The 18,204-nt window shown below is 38.1% G+C and carries 20 protein-coding genes and 1 other annotated feature; all 20 genes read left to right on the forward strand.

Annotation, left to right across the window (positions count from 1 at the left end):
* Positions 1 to 24: 24 nt before the first annotated feature.
* The 20 genes from V7121_RS04760 (at position 25) to V7121_RS04855 (ending at position 18,070) form a co-directional block, all read left to right on the forward strand.
* A complete protein-coding gene (locus V7121_RS04760) occupies positions 25 to 756 on the forward strand; it encodes a DUF881 domain-containing protein (protein ID WP_335545888.1) in 732 nt (243 codons plus the stop codon).
* Positions 756 to 1,118, forward strand: coding sequence for a small basic family protein (locus V7121_RS04765; protein ID WP_335499503.1), 363 nt, complete (start codon positions 756 to 758; stop codon positions 1,116 to 1,118). Before V7121_RS04760 ends, V7121_RS04765 begins: the two co-directional genes overlap by 1 nt.
* 125 nt (positions 1,119 to 1,243) lie before the next feature.
* Entirely contained in the window at positions 1,244 to 2,539 is a 1,296-nt protein-coding gene (gene ftsA, locus V7121_RS04770; RefSeq protein WP_335499500.1) for a cell division protein FtsA, read from the forward strand.
* 37 nt (positions 2,540 to 2,576) lie between these two features.
* Positions 2,577 to 3,713: a cell division protein FtsZ gene (ftsZ, locus tag V7121_RS04775; protein WP_335499498.1), complete on the forward strand. Its 1,137-nt coding sequence runs from the start codon at positions 2,577 to 2,579 to the stop codon at positions 3,711 to 3,713.
* Between the two features lie 400 nt (positions 3,714 to 4,113).
* Positions 4,114 to 5,046 carry a sigma-E processing peptidase SpoIIGA gene (gene spoIIGA / locus V7121_RS04780; RefSeq protein ID WP_335546152.1) on the forward strand — a complete coding sequence of 311 codons (933 nt, stop codon included), beginning with the start codon at positions 4,114 to 4,116 and terminating at the stop codon, positions 5,044 to 5,046.
* Positions 5,047 to 5,091: 45 nt separating this feature from the next.
* Positions 5,092 to 5,811, forward strand: coding sequence for an RNA polymerase sporulation sigma factor SigE (gene sigE / locus V7121_RS04785; RefSeq protein ID WP_088086313.1), 720 nt, complete (start codon positions 5,092 to 5,094; stop codon positions 5,809 to 5,811).
* Positions 5,812 to 5,972: 161 nt separating this feature from the next.
* Positions 5,973 to 6,752: an RNA polymerase sporulation sigma factor SigG gene (gene sigG, locus V7121_RS04790; RefSeq protein WP_335499496.1), complete on the forward strand. Its 780-nt coding sequence runs from the start codon at positions 5,973 to 5,975 to the stop codon at positions 6,750 to 6,752.
* Between the two features lie 94 nt (positions 6,753 to 6,846).
* On the forward strand, positions 6,847 to 7,110 hold the full coding sequence (locus V7121_RS04795) for a YlmC/YmxH family sporulation protein (protein ID WP_335499494.1): 264 nt from the start codon (positions 6,847 to 6,849) through the stop codon (positions 7,108 to 7,110).
* Between the two features lie 69 nt (positions 7,111 to 7,179).
* Positions 7,180 to 8,007 carry a peptidoglycan editing factor PgeF gene (gene pgeF, locus V7121_RS04800; RefSeq protein WP_335499492.1) on the forward strand — a complete coding sequence of 276 codons (828 nt, stop codon included), beginning with the start codon at positions 7,180 to 7,182 and terminating at the stop codon, positions 8,005 to 8,007.
* Positions 8,004 to 8,681, forward strand: coding sequence for a YggS family pyridoxal phosphate-dependent enzyme (locus tag V7121_RS04805; RefSeq protein WP_335499490.1), 678 nt, complete (start codon positions 8,004 to 8,006; stop codon positions 8,679 to 8,681). Before pgeF ends, V7121_RS04805 begins: the two co-directional genes overlap by 4 nt.
* 11 nt (positions 8,682 to 8,692) lie before the next feature.
* Positions 8,693 to 9,148, forward strand: coding sequence for a cell division protein SepF (locus tag V7121_RS04810; protein WP_335499488.1), 456 nt, complete (start codon positions 8,693 to 8,695; stop codon positions 9,146 to 9,148).
* Positions 9,149 to 9,153: 5 nt separating this feature from the next.
* Positions 9,154 to 9,420 (forward strand): YggT family protein, encoded by a 267-nt coding sequence (locus V7121_RS04815; protein ID WP_335499486.1) that lies wholly within the window; start codon positions 9,154 to 9,156, stop codon positions 9,418 to 9,420.
* A gap of 29 nt (positions 9,421 to 9,449) precedes the next feature.
* A complete protein-coding gene (locus V7121_RS04820; RefSeq protein WP_335499484.1) occupies positions 9,450 to 10,223 on the forward strand; it encodes an RNA-binding protein in 774 nt (257 codons plus the stop codon).
* 87 nt (positions 10,224 to 10,310) lie between these two features.
* The gene (locus V7121_RS04825) at positions 10,311 to 10,826 is read left to right on the forward strand and encodes a DivIVA domain-containing protein (protein WP_335499482.1); all 516 of its coding nucleotides are present in this window, start codon (positions 10,311 to 10,313) and stop codon (positions 10,824 to 10,826) included.
* Between the two features lie 49 nt (positions 10,827 to 10,875).
* Positions 10,876 to 11,117, forward strand: a binding site (T-box leader).
* A 74-nt stretch (positions 11,118 to 11,191) separates the two neighbouring features.
* Positions 11,192 to 13,957, forward strand: a complete 2,766-nt coding sequence (gene ileS, locus V7121_RS04830) for an isoleucine--tRNA ligase (RefSeq protein WP_335545890.1) — start codon at positions 11,192 to 11,194, stop codon at positions 13,955 to 13,957.
* A 141-nt stretch (positions 13,958 to 14,098) separates the two neighbouring features.
* Entirely contained in the window at positions 14,099 to 14,383 is a 285-nt protein-coding gene (locus V7121_RS04835; protein WP_335499478.1) for a hypothetical protein, read from the forward strand.
* 97 nt (positions 14,384 to 14,480) lie between these two features.
* The gene (gene lspA / locus V7121_RS04840; protein WP_335499476.1) at positions 14,481 to 14,990 is read left to right on the forward strand and encodes a signal peptidase II; all 510 of its coding nucleotides are present in this window, start codon (positions 14,481 to 14,483) and stop codon (positions 14,988 to 14,990) included.
* On the forward strand, positions 14,962 to 15,873 hold the full coding sequence (locus tag V7121_RS04845) for an RluA family pseudouridine synthase (RefSeq protein WP_335499474.1): 912 nt from the start codon (positions 14,962 to 14,964) through the stop codon (positions 15,871 to 15,873). The genes lspA and V7121_RS04845 overlap by 29 nt, the downstream gene beginning before the upstream one ends.
* A gap of 180 nt (positions 15,874 to 16,053) precedes the next feature.
* Positions 16,054 to 16,596, forward strand: coding sequence for a bifunctional pyr operon transcriptional regulator/uracil phosphoribosyltransferase PyrR (gene pyrR / locus V7121_RS04850; RefSeq protein ID WP_335499472.1), 543 nt, complete (start codon positions 16,054 to 16,056; stop codon positions 16,594 to 16,596).
* Between the two features lie 160 nt (positions 16,597 to 16,756).
* Positions 16,757 to 18,070: a solute carrier family 23 protein gene (locus V7121_RS04855; protein WP_335545891.1), complete on the forward strand. Its 1,314-nt coding sequence runs from the start codon at positions 16,757 to 16,759 to the stop codon at positions 18,068 to 18,070.
* Positions 18,071 to 18,204 lie beyond the last annotated feature (134 nt).

Genomic DNA, 18,204 nt, shown 5'->3' on the forward strand with positions numbered 1-18,204 from the left:
AATTAAAAGGTTAGGTGAAAAAAAGTGGACAACCAAAAAATAAATGCTAGTTTTACATTGATAGCTGTCTTAGTTGGCTTCATGATTGCAATCCAATTCCAAACTGTAAAAAAACCTGCTGAACGTGACACCCGCGATATTTGGCAGCTTCGTGAAGCGTTACTAAAAGAAAAGGAACTGCAATCCAGCTTATTAAGTGAAATTCGTTCGAATGAAGAAAAGCTGGCAGCCTATGAATCTAAGCGAAAACAAAGTAAAGAAAAAACTTTAAAGGATACCCTAGAGGAATTAAGGATTGAAGCGGGAGTGACAGAAGTAAACGTTCCAGGTATTAAATTAAAGATTGAACCTGTAATGGAAGAAATTAAACCGGGAGCTCCTGTAAATCGGGTGGTATCACCAGAACTTCTTAAAAGATTACTAAACGAATTGAATATGTACGAAGCAAAATACATCGCAATTGATGGAAAAAGAATTATTAATACGACAGTAATTCGTGATATCAATCAGGTAACAAAAATTGATGGGCATGCCATAAAAAGTTTGCCGATTGAAGTTATCGTTGGTGTAGATGATAATACGACAGCTGAAAAGTTATATAATCGGATGAAAGTATCTAAATCTACGGAAGAATTTTTTATCGAAAATCTTAGGCTTTCCATTTCAAAACCAAATCCGAACGTAACGGTACCTGCCTATGATGATTCCATCCGTATTCGCTACATGGAACCGACAAAAGAAGGAGGCGATTCTTAATGTGGCTTCCCTTTATTGGCTTAATAATCGGGATTGTTCTAGGTATGCTCACGGAAATTCGAATACCTGAAGAATACTCCAATTATTTGTCGATTGCTGTCCTAGCGGCATTCGACACACTTTTCGGTGGGATCAGGGCATACCTGCAAAATATATATGATGAAAAAGTGTTTGTATCAGGTTTCTTTTTTAATATTTTACTTGCTGCAAGTTTAGCTTTTCTCGGTGTGAATCTTGGTGTAGACTTGTATTTAGCGGCAGTTTTTGCGTTTGGTGTCAGATTGTTTCAGAATATTGCCGTAATAAGGCGAATATTATTGACGAAATGGTCAACAAACAAAGAAAAAGTAGAAAAAAATTGAAATTTTTTAAAGGGAATCATTTAGTTGTGACGAATAATTTTATAGTATATTAATAGTGAACTTTTATTGGACAAAAGAATATAGTTGTTGTTCAACTTAAGGAAATTTAAAGGAGGTGCCAAAGAATGAACAGCAATGAAATATATGTTAGTCTTGACATCGGTACATCCAGTGTAAAAGTAATCATTGGTGAAATGGTCAATGACTCGGGTAAAGACTCGTTAAATATAATAGGTGTTGGAAATGTAAAATCTGAAGGGTTACGCAAAGGTTCAATTGTTGACATGGACGACACCGTTCATTCGATTAGAAGGGCAATTGAGCAAGCAGAAAGAATGATTGGTATGGAAATCCACGATGTGGTCGTAGGAATTTCTGGCAACAATGTCATGCTGCAACACTGTCATGGTATTGTAGCGGTTTCCAGCCAAAATAGAGAAATTACGAACGAAGACGTCATTCGTGTTATTGAAGCAGCACATGCTGGCTCGATTCCACCTGAACGAGAAAACATTGGTGTTATTCGTAAACAATTTATCCTTGATGGGAAAGATGAAATTAATGATCCTCGTGGTATGATTGGTGTTCGTTTGGAAATGGATGGTACACTGATTACTGGTTCAAAATCGATTCTTATTAATACCCTTCGATGTGTTGAGCGGGCGGGTCTTGAGATAGTAGACATTATTCTACAGCCGTTGGCAGCTGGAGATTATGCCTTATCAAAGGATGAGAAAAACCTTGGTGTGGCTCTGATTGATCTTGGCGGCGGTTCAACGACGATTGCAGTCTTCGAAGATGGATTTATTACACAAACTAGTGTAATCCCTGTTGGTGGAGACTATATTACAAAAGATCTATCTGTAGGGTTACGGACCTCAACAGAAGATGCGGAAAAAATAAAGATAAAGCATGGACATGCATTCTATGACGAAGCTTCAGAAGATGAAGTGTTCAGTGTACCTATCATTGGCAGTGATCAGCATCAACAATTTAACCAACTGGAAATTTCTGATATTATAGAAGCAAGAATGGAAGAAATTTTTGAGCTGGTATTACATGAAATGAAACGCTTAGGATTGAATGACCTTCCTGGCGGTTATGTATTAACCGGTGGAATTGCTAATATGCAAGGTGTATTAGAGCTTGCCCAAGTAATCCTTCAAAACCGAGTCCGCATTGCCGTGCCTGACTATATTGGTGTTAGAGAACCTCAATATACCACAGCGGTTGGTTTAATAAAGTACGCTTATAAGAATGCTAGATTACCAGGTGGACACGTTGGTTCTTCAACTATTGCTGAGCCTGTCGAAAAAAGGGTACCTAAACAACAACAACCTAAACAACCAAAAGTAGAAAAACATCCGGAAGAAAAGATGTCATCAAAAGTAAAAAAATTCCTTGGTTACTTTTTCGAATAGGTAATCGAAAAAGAGGCGACGAATTAGGAGGATTGTCATGTTAGAATTTGATACAAATTTAGATTCTCTTGCGACTATAAAAGTAATCGGTGTTGGCGGCGGTGGTAATAACGCGGTAAACAGAATGATTGAACATGGCGTTCAAGGAGTAGAATTTATCGCAGTTAATACAGACGCTCAAGCCCTTAACCTTTCTAAAGCAGAAGTAAAAATGCAGATTGGTGCAAAACTAACCCGAGGACTAGGAGCAGGTGCTAATCCAGATGTAGGAAAGAAAGCTGCTGAGGAAAGTAAAGAGCAGCTTGAAGCAGCATTAAGCGGTGCTGATATGGTATTTGTTACTGCGGGAATGGGTGGAGGTACTGGTACAGGTGCGGCACCTGTTATTGCCCAAATTGCTCGTGATTTAGGTGCATTAACTGTTGGTGTAGTTACTCGACCATTCACATTTGAAGGTAAGAAACGATCAGGTCAAGCATCAGGCGGTATTGGTGCAATGAAAGATGCGGTCGATACCCTTATTGTGATTCCTAATGATCGACTACTAGAAATCGTTGATAAAAGTACTCCAATGTTGGAAGCATTCCGTGAAGCCGACAATGTACTTCGTCAGGGTGTTCAGGGTATTTCTGATTTAATTGCTGTCCCAGGTCTTATTAACTTGGACTTTGCTGATGTTAAAACAATCATGTCGAATAAAGGTTCTGCTCTAATGGGGATTGGTGTCTCAGCTGGTGAAAACCGTGCAGCAGAAGCAGCGAAGAAAGCAATCAGCTCTCCATTATTGGAAACATCAATTGATGGAGCACAAGGGGTCCTAATGAACATTACAGGCGGTACAAACCTAAGTCTTTATGAAGTTCAGGAAGCAGCCGATATTGTGGCGTCTGCATCTGACCAGGAAGTAAATATGATTTTTGGTTCTGTTATCAATGAGTCACTTAAAGAGGAAATTATAGTTACTGTCATTGCTACAGGATTTAAAGAAGAAAGTGTTCAGCCAAAAGCAGCTCGTCCTACTTTTGGACAGCCAAAGCAGCAAATTGGTCATGTAAAGAGAGAGCAGCCAAAGCGGGAAGAGGTTCAACAAGAACCAGTTCGCCATACCCAAGTTAACCAAGAAGAAACACTGGATATTCCAACCTTTTTAAGAAACCGAAACCGTAGAAGATAATTAAATAACTATATTCAAGAGACATGTCCTACTAATAGGTCATGTCTCTTTTATTTTTAAGAAAATGTTGAACCTTTTTGTTAATCTTGGCACCTGTTGATTGTAGTGGAAGGCGCGAGACTCCTGCGGGAGTACGGGGCAGGGGAGACCCCGCAGAAGCGCAGCGACGAGGAGGCTCCCCGCAACGCCCGCGGAAAGCGAAGCGCCTGGAGCGGAAATCAACAGCCAAGTCAGAGTTATATTAAGCAATAAAATCCATCTGACAAAATACGTTCTGAATAGTGGAAATTTCTGTTTTTTTGATTACAGAAAGTGACACACTTCAGCCATGCAAGTACGTTATACTTTTTCGTAAACAGAAAGGAAAAGCTGACAATTTAAAGAGAGGAAGCTGGTAACTATTTATTTAGATGTAATTTGGGCTCTAAATTTGTTATTTGACAGCCTGCTTCTATATTTAACAGCTATTTTTCTTAAAAGAGAAATAAGAATCGGAAAACTGATTGCTGGTGGATTTATTGGTTCATTGATTATTTTATTATCTTTTACACCATTAAATGTGTATACAAGCCATCCAATTTCAAAATTTATATTTTCAATCCTAATGGTATTGATTACCTTTGGATATAAGCGGTTTACTTTTTTTATTAAAGCCTTAATGACCCTTTATGTTTCAACTTTTTTAATAGGCGGGGCATTAATAGGAGCGCATTATTTTATCCAATATGACTCTAATTTATCAATGAAGCTCATTATGTCTAGTGCAAAAGGATTTGGTGATCCAATTAGCTGGATATTCGTTCTTATTGGTTTTCCAGTGGCTTGGCACTTCTCTAGAAAAAATGTAGAAAGCATGGAGATGACAAAAATTCAATTTGATCAAATCGTTAAGGTAAGCGTAAAAATTGAAAATGAAACTCTTACTTTTAAAGGATTAGTGGATAGTGGAAATCAATTATATGATCCGTTATCAAAGCAGCCTGTTATGTTTGTTTCAATTAAGAACCAAATGGATACAATCCCTGAATCAATAAAGAAGCTCGCAAATGACCCAGAAGAACTAATAACAGGCAAGGAGGATCTTCCTGAGGAATGGCAAAATAGGCTTAGAATTATACCAACTCGTGTGATTGGACAAGAGCATCAATTGATTATTGCTGTAAAACCTGAAAGCATTTTGATTGAACATAAAGAGACTCAGTACCTATGTGACAAGGGTCTGGTATCTTTCACCATCAAGCAGCTTTCAAGCGAAGATGCCTTTCAATGTATTGTCCATCCAAAGATGCTCACAGGGCCAAAACAGCCAATTGAAACCGTTATGGTGAGTTAGTAATACTATACTCTTACAAAACATAATTTAGAAGGAGGAACACGCATGAAAAAATGGAGGCTCCGCCTATCCTACTACTGGTATAAACTATTAATGAAATTAGGCTTAAAAACAGATGAAGTTTATTATATTGGTGGTAGCGAGGCATTACCGCCTCCTTTAAGCAAAGATGAAGAAGAGCTGTTGTTAAAAAAATTACCTGGCGGTGATAAAGCCGCACGGTCCATTTTAATTGAACGAAATCTTCGTCTTGTTGTTTACATTGCAAGAAAATTTGAGAATACCGGTATAAATATTGAGGACTTAATTAGTATTGGAACCATTGGATTAATAAAAGCCGTAAATACGTTTAATCCTGAGAAAAAGATAAAACTAGCTACATATGCCTCCCGATGTATCGAGAATGAGATTCTCATGTACTTAAGACGCAACAATAAAATTAGGTCAGAAGTCTCCTTTGATGAACCATTAAACATTGATTGGGATGGGAATGAACTGTTATTATCTGATGTTCTTGGAACGGATGACGATATTATCACAAAGGATTTGGAGGCTAACGTTGATCGGAAGTTGTTAACCAAAGCACTCCATCAGCTTACCGACCGAGAAAAACAAATCATGGAATTGCGGTTTGGCTTAACAAATGGTGAAGAAAAAACTCAAAAAGATGTAGCTGATATGCTGGGAATATCCCAATCCTATATTTCACGTTTAGAAAAAAGAATCATTAAAAGACTGCGTAAAGAATTTAATAAAATGGTATAGTAAAGAAAAAATTTTTTTATTAAAAAAACCTAAGATTTTCATGACTTAATTGCATTTTTCGACAAATATGCACTTGTCCATCACCGTGGATAAGTGCATATTTTTCCTTCTCAAGGAGATACTGTTTTTTGTACAGCAACTCCTGTGAGGAGGGAAAAGGATTGACTCGAAATAAAGTTGAAATTTGCGGTGTGGACACAGCAAAACTTCCTGTCTTAAAGAACGAAGAAATGAGAATACTCTTCAAGCAAATGCAAGAGGGCGATACTTATGCCAGAGAAAAGCTAGTCAACGGTAATTTACGACTCGTATTAAGTGTCATTCAACGATTTAACAATAGAGGCGAATTTGTTGACGACTTGTTTCAGGTTGGCTGTATTGGGCTAATGAAATCAATAGATAACTTTGATTTGGGCCAAAACGTGAAGTTTTCTACCTATGCGGTTCCAATGATTATTGGTGAAATTCGAAGGTATCTTCGAGATAATAATCCAATTCGTGTGTCAAGGTCTCTAAGAGATATTGCATATAAGGCCCTGCAGGTAAGGGAGCGATTGATGAGCGAGACCTCAAGAGAACCAACCGCTGAAGAAATAGCTAAAGTATTAGAAGTTCCACATGAAGAAATTGTTTTCGCCCTTGATGCTATACAGGACCCAGTGTCCCTATTCGAGCCAATTTATAATGATGGCGGCGATCCAATCTACGTAATGGACCAATTAAGTGATGAAAAAAATAAAGATATCCACTGGATTGAAGAAATTGCATTAAAAGAAGGCATGAGAAGGTTAAACGATCGCGAAAAGTTAATTTTACGGAAACGTTTCTTTCAGGGAAAAACGCAAATGGAGGTTGCCGACGAAATCGGGATTTCTCAAGCACAGGTATCTAGGTTAGAGAAAGCGGCCATCCGGCAAATGAATAAAAATATTCAAAGTTAAGCTGTCCTTTGGGCAGCTTTATTTTTATTCCCTTTACTAAAACGAAAAGCACAAACATATATTTTCTATAGTAATAAAATCGGGAGTGAGTGAGATGGTAAAAATTTCTGAATTCCAAATCAAAGATGTGGTCAATGTAGCAGATGGAAAAAGGTTAGGGAATATAGGGGACATCGAGATTAATTTAACAACAGGTAAAATTGACGCTGTAGTAATTAGTGGAAGCGGCCGGGTACTTGGCTTTTTTGGGAAAGATGATGACGTGGTAATCCCATGGAAAAATATTATTAAAATTGGTCAGGATGTTATCTTGGTTAGGTATAAAGGAAATGAGTTTTCAGGAGAAGTAGATGGTTAACCATTTGTTTTGCGGTGACCATTTTTTCTTTTCATGGTAAACTATAGAAAAAACATACGAGGTATAATCATGGAACCCTTTGTTTTACAAAATCAGTCACTTTTAACTATTGAAACCTGGGTAGATCAATTTCCAGGTTTAGTTGTGGGAATGACAACTAAAGATGGTGGAGCGAGCAAAGGCGAGTTCCACTCCCTTAACCTTGGTTTTCATGTTGGTGATCATCTTAAAGATGTTTGTTCCAACCGAGAAAAAATATCTGATTTACTCTCATTTCCGCTAAATTTATGGGTAGGTGCGGAACAAACACATGGCATACATCTTAAAAAAGTTTCCAAATTAGATTGCGGCAAAGGCTCAACTTCCTATGACAATTCTATTAAAGATACAGATGGATTTTATACAAATGAAGCGGGCATCTTGTTAACTCTCTGCTATGCCGACTGTGTTCCCCTTTTTTTTATTGCTCCTGAATCAAGAATGATTGGTGTTGCCCATGCTGGCTGGAAAGGAACCGTTGGTCAAATTGCTAGGGAAATGGTAACTGCATGGGAAAGAGAAGGTATTACCCCAGATCAGATTTTCGTCACTATCGGTCCTTCCATTTGTGAAAAATGTTATATTGTTGACAAGCATGTTATAAACTTGGTTGAAAATACACTAGTAGATGTCGATATTTTACCATATAATTTAATTAGCCAAGACCAATATTCATTAGATTTACGTGAAGTTAATCGACAAATACTGATGAAGTCCGGTGTTCCAAATTCTAATATTCTTATAACCAGATATTGTTCCAGTTGTGATGATGCGTTTTTTTCCCATCGTCGTGATCATGGTAAAACAGGAAGAATGTTAACTTATATGGGCTGGAAGGAGACTACAGAACGTTTATGAGTGTTGCAGCAAAGTATAAACAAATAAAACAGCTAATTAATGAGGCTTGCCTTAGAGTAAACCGAAAACCTGAAGAAGTGAGGGTAATTGGCGTGACGAAATATGTTAGTACCCAAAGAGCCAATGAAGCACTTGAAGCAGGGATAATAGATTTGGGTGAGAATCGTGATGATGGGCTTCTCGGAAAGTGGGAAGTACTTAAGGACAAGCCTGTTTGGCATTATATAGGTTCTCTTCAAACGAGGAAAGTAAAAAATATTATTAATATCGTTGAATATATTCATTCTTTGGACAGGATTTCTCTTGCCGAAGAAATTAATAAACGTGCGGTTCATAAAGTAAAATGCTTGGTTCAAGTCAATATCTCTGGGGAAGAATCAAAGCATGGTTTAAGTGTTAATGATGCACTAACATTTATTCACGAACTTCGTAAATTTGAGCATATCAGCGTAGAAGGTTTAATGACAATGGCCCCACTCACAGATAATGAATCCCAAATACGGGAATGTTTTCGCAAATTAAGAGAACTTCGCGAACAAGTCCAAGCCTTAAATTTGGAGCATGCCCCTTGTACTGAGCTTTCGATGGGCATGTCAAATGATTATGTAATTGCTATTGAAGAAGGGGCTACAATGGTAAGAATAGGCACAGCACTTGTTGGTGAAGATGATTAGGAGAGACCATAATGACGATTAAATCGAAGTTAAAAACATTTTTCTTTTTGGACGATGAATATGACGACAATAAAGATGATAGACAAGTAACTGAAGCTACCCCTGTCAAGCAAAGACAACCAGTGGTAAAAACCCAAAATGTTGTGAGCCTTCAGAGTGTGCAAAAGACGGCAAGTTCTACAAAGTCGTCTAAGGTAATTTTAGTTGAACCCCATACAGCTTCTGAGTCAACTGATATTGCTGACCATTTAAAGAATCGCCGTGCCGTTGTAGTGAACCTTCAGAGAATTGATAGTGATCAGGGCAGACAAATTGTCGATTTTCTTAGTGGAGCAGTTTATGCGATTGGTGGAGACATTCAAAAGATTGGTTCAAGCATTTTCTTATGTACCCCTGATAATGTAGAGGTGTCAGGAAATATATCGGACCTTATTCCTGATTTTGATAATCAAAATACAAGGTGGTAATGTGAATGGCACTAGTTTTTAGCTTATTGCAAAAGTTAATTGAAATTTATTCTTGGGCATTAATTATTTATATTTTAATGTCTTGGTTTCCTAATGCTAGAGGGACTACCATTGGTCAATTTCTAGCAAAAATTTGTGAACCCTATTTAGAGCCATTTAGAAAAATCATTCCACCGATTGGTATGATGGACATTTCTCCTATTGTTGCCTTTCTTGTCTTAAACTTCGCCAGCAGTGGCTTATTAAGTGTCTATCGCTTTCTTGCTGCTTAAGTATATTGAAACTAGGTGTGTATGGAATAATGAATATTTATCAGCACTTTCGTCCAGAAGAACGAGAATATATTGATCAAGTGTTAAATTGGAAGAATTATGTCGAGACACAATATTCACCTAAGTTAACCGACTTTCTTGATCCAAGGGAACAGCATATCTTAAAAATGCTAATTGGCGAGCAAGGTGAAGTAATCCATAAGTTTTTTGGAGGCAGCCCGGATTCTGAACGAAAAAGAGCGCTGATTTTTCCTGATTATCTAACAGTGTCAGAAGACGAGTTTCAAGTCAGTCTTTTTGACATCCATTATCCAAGTAAATTTGTCTCAATCGAACATAGGCAGGTATTGGGAACACTTATGTCATTGGGTCTTAAACGTGGGAAGTTCGGTGATATCCTCAATATGGATGGTAAAGCACAGTTTTTTGCCGCTAAAGAAATTCGAGACTATATTATCAGCAATGTTGAATCAATTGGCAGGGCAGGAGTAAAAGTCACTGAAATAAGTTTAGAGAATATGATTTCCACCAATGAATTATTGGTGGAAACTGATTTAACTGTATCTTCGCTTCGACTTGATACTGTAATTTCTGGTATATATCATGTTTCACGGCAGAAATCACAACTTTTTATACAACAAGGACTTGTGAAAGTAAATTGGTCATTAACTGAAAACCCTTCATTTGAATGCGGTGTTGGTGATATGATTTCAGTAAGAGGAAGTGGCCGGGCGAAAATTCTAACCATTGAAGGGAAAACGAAAAAAGAAAAATGGCGAATTAATGTAGGAAAACTAAAATAACCACATAAATAAAAAAGGAATTTCGCAGAATGATGTCGAATAATTGCTTATACATATAGAATTAGAGATTGTATGGAGGTGGCATTAATGCCGTTAACACCGTTGGATATTCACAATAAAGAGTTTAATAAAGGTTTTAGAGGATATGATGAAGATGAAGTGAATGAGTTTCTTGATCAAGTCATCAAGGATTATGAATTAGTTCTTAGAGAAAAAAAAGAATTAGAAGAACGTGTGAACGAAATGAATGAGCGTCTTGGTCACTTTGTAACGATTGAAGAAACACTAAACAAATCAATCATTATTGCTCAAGAAGCGGGTGAAGATGTTAAACGTAATGCTCAAAAAGAAGCTAAATTGATAATTAAGGAAGCAGAAAAAAATGCCGATCGGATTGTCAATGAGTCCCTTTCAAAAGCGAGAAAAGTAGCTCTTGAAATTGAAGATTTAAAAAAGCAATCAAAAGTATTCCGTACCCGTTTTAAAATGTTGATTGAAGCGCAGCTTGATATGTTAAATACGGATGATTGGGATCATTTATTAGAATATGAAGTTGATGCAACAGAACTAAAAATTCATCAAGAAGAAGATTCATTAGCTTGACGAAAAGCATTTTTTTAGCATATAATTTCTTAACAGTTATATAGAATGGTCAATGACGATGACAGGGACAGTACAATTTTTTTAGGACTTTTTTAGCGAACCGAGGGCGGTGGAAGCTCGGTAAAGTTGAAAGATTGGAAAATCGCCCTTGAGTTCCGCAGCTGAACCCTTTTATCAAGGGTAGTAGGCTAAGGCGTGTTATTCACGTTACGAATGCTTAAGAGGATAGACGATTATTTCGAACTATCTATCAGGGTGGTACCGCGGGAATAAAACCTTCTCGTCCCTATTTTGGGATGAGAGGGTTTTTTTATTTGTCCGAATGGCTATTCTGTATATGAAGAGGATTACAGGAGGAAGAAAAAATGGAGTATAAAAATACGTTATTAATGCCACAAACTGAATTTCCGATGCGTGGTAATCTTCCACAAAGAGAGCCTGAGATTCAGGCGAAATGGGAAGAAATGAATATTTACAAAAAAGTTCAAGAACGGACTAAAGGACGTCCGATGTTTGTATTACATGATGGACCTCCATATGCCAATGGTGATATCCATATGGGGCATGCCCTTAATAAGATTTTAAAAGATATGATTGTCCGCTATAAATCAATGAGCGGCTTCCATGCTCCGTACGTACCAGGCTGGGATACACACGGTCTTCCAATTGAGCAAGCGTTAACGAACAAAGGAGTAAAGCGTAAAGAAATGACGATAGCAGAATTCCGTCAACTTTGTACAAAGTATGCGCTTGAGCAAATTGATAATCAACGTGAACAATTTAAACGTCTTGGTGTCCGCGGTGACTGGGAAAATCCTTATATTACGCTCAAACCGTCTTATGAAGCGCAACAAATTAAAGTCTTCGGTGAAATGGCTAAGAAAGGCTATATCTATAAAGGTAAGAAGCCTGTTTACTGGTCCCCATCAAGTGAATCAGCACTTGCTGAAGCTGAAATTGAATACCAAGATAAAAAGTCTGCATCAATCTATGTTGGCTTTAAAGTAAAAGATGGAAAAAATGTTCTAGATACGGATACGCAAATTATTATCTGGACGACAACTCCATGGACCATCCCAGCGAATTTGGGAATTTCTGTTCATCCTGATTTAACTTATGTCGTTGTTTCTGCAAATGAAAATAAATATCTAGTGGCTGAAGCACTTCTCGAATCTGTTTCGAAGGAAATCGGATGGGAAGATGTAACGGTCGTTCAAAAGGTAAAAGGAAATGAATTAGAGAATATTTTAGCTGCCCATCCTTTATATGGCCGTGATTCATTGGTGATGTTAGGAGAACATGTAACGACTGATGCCGGTACAGGCTGCGTTCATACAGCACCTGGTCATGGGGAAGATGACTTCTATGTCGGTCAAAAATATGGTTTAGATGTTTTATGTCCTGTTGATGATAAAGGGGTCATGACAAGTGAAGCACCTGGTTTTGAAGGGTTATTTTACGACACAGCCAATAAACCAATCACACAAGCATTAGAAGAAGCAGGTGCATTGCTAAAACTTTCGTTTATTACCCATTCTTATCCACATGATTGGAGAACCAAAAAACCGGTAATCTTCAGAGCGACTGCACAGTGGTTTGCGTCTATTAAAGATTTCCGTGAAGAATTACTTGATGCAGTGAAAGAAACAAAATGGGTTCCAGCTTGGGGAGAAACACGGTTATTTAATATGGTCCGTGACCGTGGGGATTGGTGTATCTCTCGTCAACGTGTCTGGGGAGTACCTATTCCTGTTTTTTACGCTGAAAATGGTGAAGAGGTTATTACAGATGAAACCATTAATCATGTATCAGACCTATTCCGTGAATTTGGTTCGAATGTTTGGTTTGAACGTGAAGCAAAAGAATTACTTCCAGAAGGCTTTACACATCCAGGAAGCCCGAACGGTATTTTTACAAAAGAAACAGATATTATGGATGTTTGGTTTGATTCAGGTTCTTCCCATCAAGCTGTATTACTGGAGAGAGACGATCTAGTTCGACCTGCTGATCTTTATCTAGAGGGCTCTGACCAATATCGCGGCTGGTTTAACTCATCATTATCTACTGCCGTAGCTGTAACGGGTAAAGCACCGTATAAAGGCGTTTTAAGCCACGGATTCGCACTTGATGGTGAAGGCAGAAAGATGAGTAAATCGATTGGAAACGTTGTTGTTCCTGCAAAGGTAATGAATCAATTAGGTGCCGATATTTTACGCCTTTGGGTTGCCTCTGTAGATTATCAAGCGGATGTTCGTGTATCCGATGCGATTTTGAAACAAGTTGCTGAGGTCTATCGGAAAATTCGTAACACCTTCCGTTTCTTGCTGGGTAATTTAGCTGATTTTACGCCTGCAGATAAAGTAGCTTATGAAGATCTTCGTGAAGTGGATCAATTTATGCTTGTTAAATTAAATAAATTGATTAAAAATGTTCGTACTGCTTATGAGAATTATGAATTTGCTGGCATTTATCATGCAATCAATAATTTCTGCACCCTTGATTTAAGTTCTTTTTACTTAGATTTTGCAAAAGATGTACTTTATATTGAGGCTACAAATAATCTTGAGCGCCGTGCTATTCAGACAGTGTTGTATGAATCACTGCTTGCTTTAACGAAGTTGGTATCGCCGATACTTTCACACACTGCTGATGAAGTATGGAAATTCATCCCAGAAGTAACAGAAGAAAGTGTTCAGTTAACAGATCTTCCTGAATATCAAGAATTAAAAAATGCCCAGGCTTTAGAGGAAAAATGGACTGAATTCCTACATCTTCGTGACGATGTGTTAAAGGCGCTTGAGGAAGCACGTAATCAAAAGGTGATTGGAAAGTCATTAACAGCTAAAGTAACACTTTATGTAAATGAAAAATCAAGAGCATTATTAGATTCGATTGAAGAAAATATGAAACAACTCTTTATTATCTCAGGTTTTGAAGTGGCAGGAACATATGAGGAAGCACCTGAAAATGCAGTCAAATTAGAAACTGCAGCTATCGTTGTTACGAAAGCCGAGGGTGAGACCTGTGAACGTTGCTGGATTGTTACCCCAGAGGTTGGCCAAGATCACGAGCACCCAACACTTTGCCCACGATGTGCGGAAGTAGTAAAAGAAAATTATACCCATAATTAATTATGGAAGCCCTGAGTAATTGCCCAGGGCTTTTAATATTTTCCTTATCCGTTAATTGTTGTTGCTGTTGTCAAATGTTTATCCGTGTGTGGTTAGTGACTGCGGAAATAATAAAACAAATGATACACGGAGGTAACAACTATGAATGCCATGCAGGAAAAGCTGTTTTTGGAACTCCGTCATACGAAACAAGAGATTGAAAATTCTTTAAGCAATAAACCAAAGCAAGATTGGTTAACGGCCGTTTTAGAAGATGAACTGTCAGATATTAATACAGCGATTCGTAAGCTCGAGAGCGGCAAATTTGGCCAGTGTGAAATTTCAGGAGAATTTTTGCCCGCCGAATTATTAAGCATGATACCAACTTTGAAGTCGAAAAGAGATTCAGAACATTTAGTAAATTACTATAAAAAATCGATATATTAAACGTTTATAACATGTTCCATTTTCGTTTAGTGATAAAGTATGCTAAAATGCTTAAGAAGTAGAAAAGCGAAAGCGTCCAGACTTAGAGTCGGGGTTGATGTGGAGGTATTTCTTAGTGTTTTATTACTTAATCGCAATTTTTGTTATTTTATTAGATCAATTTACGAAATGGTTAATTGTAAGCAATATGTATTTAGGAGAAAGCATTCCAATCATTGATAATATTTTCTATATTACCTCACATCGCAATCGTGGGGCGGCATGGGGAATATTACAAGGTCAAATGTGGCTCTTTTATGTAATTACCATTATTGTCATCGTCGCAATTATGTATTATCTATATAAAGCGGTGAAAGGTAAATGGATGCTGGGGGTGTCCTTAGCCTTAATGCTGGGCGGCGCGATTGGAAATTTTATTGACCGTGTTATTCGCAAGGAAGTAGTGGATTTCATTCATACGTATGTTTTCGGTTATAATTTTCCAGTCTTTAATATCGCAGATTCAGCTTTAGTAATTGGTGTCATCCTGTTAATGATTCAAATGTTGTTAGAAGAGAGAGATACAAAGGAGAAATCTTATGGAGAAAATGGAACACACCATTCTTGAGGAGCAAAAAGGGGATCGAATTGATAAGGTGATCTCAAGTCTTGATGAAGAATGGTCAAGAACACAAGTTCAGCAATGGATTAAAGAAGGCAATATTACAGTGAACGGGCAACAGATTAAAACCAATTATAAATGCAGCTTGAACGACCAAATCGAAATCACGATTCCCGATCCTGAAGAATTGGATGTAGTCCCAGAGGATCTTAATCTTGAAATATACTACGAGGATAGCGATGTTTTGGTGGTAAATAAACCAAGGGGGATGGTCGTTCATCCTGCTCCTGGACATATGTCAGGGACATTGGTAAATGGATTGATGTTCCACTGTAAGGATTTATCAGGAATTAACGGTGTCTTAAGACCAGGAATTGTCCATCGAATAGATAAGGATACCTCTGGATTATTGATGGTGGCAAAAAATGATCTGGCTCACGAAAGCCTTGTCAATCAATTAGTCGCTAAAACTGTCACTCGTAAATATAAAGCGATTGTCCATGGAGTCATTCCCCATGATTTTGGAACCGTTGATGCACCGCTTGGTCGGGATACAAAGGACCGCCAAAGTATGACAGTGGTTGACCATGGCAAACACGCTGTCACCCATTTCCATGTACTTGAACGCTTTAAGGATTTTACATTTGTTGAATGTCAATTAGAAACAGGGAGAACACACCAAATTCGTGTTCATATGAAATATATTAGCTATCCGCTTGCAGGAGATCCAAAATATGGTCCGAAAAAAACGTTGGATATTGGCGGACAAGCATTACATGCTGGTGTACTTGGATTTAACCACCCACGAACGAATGAATACTTAGAATTTGAAGCCCCGCTTCCAGACGATTTTCAAACGCTGCTTACCCAGCTTCGAAATAATCGTTGACACAGCTGAATAATTAAAGTAAGATAATTTTAGCTTAATAAGCCTTTAAAACAGTCCAGTGAGGCTGAGAAGGAAACGGTTATGATAATGGGTAATCTATACCCATATCTATAAATTGACTAACCTCTCGCCATAATTTGGGTGAGAGGTTTTTTATTTTACAAAAGAAGAAGGTGTAATATGAATCAAAAAGCTGTTGTCCTTGACGAACAAGCAATCGGCAGAGCCTTAACCCGAATTGCTCACCAAATTATTGAAAAAAACAAAGGAATTGAAGACTGCATACTGGTTGGAATTCGGACGAGAGGCATATATCTAGCCAATCGACTAGCAGAAAAAATTGAAGCGATTGAGGGAAAATCGATTGCTGTTGGTGAAATAGATATTACCCTATATCGAGACGACTTAACAAAAAAGACAGAAAATCAAGAACCATTGGTGAAAGGTTCCGATATTCCGGTTGGTATAAATAATAAAAAAGTGATCCTCGTTGATGATGTGTTATATACGGGAAGAACGGTTAGAGCTGGACTAGATGCCCTTATGGATTTAGGACGTCCTGCAGTCATACAGCTGGCGGTCTTAGTCGATAGAGGGCACCGCGAGCTTCCAATCCGAGCAGATTATGTCGGAAAAAATATTCCTACCTCAAGTGACGAAAAAATAGTTGTCGAGTTAACAGAAGTGGATCAAATTGATCAAGTAAGTATTTTTGAAAAATAAATAGCACCCTTTTAAAAGTAGTCCTGTGAGGCTGACAAAGGGGAAAATGACTAAAGTGAATCTTCATTTAGGCATTTCCATACCTCTTTGTACCGTCATGGGCAAAGAGGTTTTTTTATGAAAAAAAGAAGAGCAGAAATAATAATTGGGGGAAATCATCATGAATAATAAACCAGTCTTAGATGTAAAAGAGATTCCAAAACCTTTCCAATGGATAACATTAAGCTTACAGCACTTATTCGCCATGTTTGGAGCTACCATTCTTGTTCCATATCTCGTCGGACTAAGCCCAGCGATTGCACTTATCTCGAGTGGTCTTGGAACATTGGCATTCTTAATCATAACAAAATTCCAAGTTCCAGCCTATCTAGGTTCATCCTTTGCCTTTATCGCTCCTGTGATTGCGGCGAAAGGAGCGGGAGGCCCGGGAGGTGCGATGGTCGGTACTTTTCTAGCAGGGTTGGTTTACGGACTTGTTGCACTAGTCATAAGCAAAGCAGGTCATCGTTGGATTATGAATCTTTTGCCAGCAATTGTGGTCGGTCCAGTAATCATTGTCATCGGATTAGCACTCTCAGGAACAGCCGTAAACATGGCGATGAATAATCCAGCAACTGGTAAATATAGTATGCTTCATTTCTCTGTCGCCTTGGTAACTTTAGCAGCAACGATCATTTTTTCGATATATGCTAAAAAAATGCTAAGCATGATTCCTATCTTAGCAGGGATTATTGTTGGATACATCTATGCACTACTAGTCGGAGTCGTCGATTTCAAACCAGTTTTAGATGCAAAAGTGTTAGAAATGCCTGAATTTATCATTCCCTTTGTAAGCTATAAAGTAAAATTCACTTGGGATCTTGCCTTATTAATGGTACCAGTTGCCATTGTAACTTTATCGGAGCACATCGGACATCAATTGGTACTTAGTAAAGTAGTCGGTCGTGATTATATAAAAGAACCAGGCTTATTCCGTTCTATCCTCGGGGATGGGACAGCAACAATCATTTCGGCTTTAATTGGCGGACCACCTAAAACAACTTATGGTGAAAATATTGGCGTCCTAGCAATCACTCGTATATATAGTGTCTATGTAATTGCAGGAGCAGCGATTTTCGCCATCATCTTTGGATTTATCGGCAAAATAACTGCCTTAATTGGGACTATCCCAACGCCGGTTATGGGCGGAGTTTCGATCTTGCTGTTTGGAATCATTGCTTCCTCTGGTTTACGAATGCTGGTTGATAGCAAAATTGATTTTGGAAACAAACGTAACCTGGTGATTTCTTCGGTCATTCTCGTAATTGGAATTGGTGGAGCGGTGATAAAGGTATCGGAATCATTGCAAATCCAAGGGATGGCCCTAGCAGCAATTTGCGGAGTGTTGCTAAACCTCATCCTGCCGGGGAGAGAAACAGCTAATGACAATATGCTTGAGGAGAATGTAACCTCTGAAAAGCGGAAAACTGCATAACTCAAGTTTCAACTCTTTAAGTAAATCCAGAGAGGTTTAAAAGGGTGTAAACTTAGTTCGATGATTTTGTTATGGACTAAGCGGCAATTCCTACACCCTAAACCATTGGTCAGGGTGTTTTTTTTTATCAAAAA

Source organism: Neobacillus drentensis (assembly GCF_036962125.1).
In the GTDB taxonomy this organism is placed as follows: domain Bacteria; phylum Bacillota; class Bacilli; order Bacillales; family Cytobacillaceae; genus Neobacillus; species Neobacillus drentensis_B.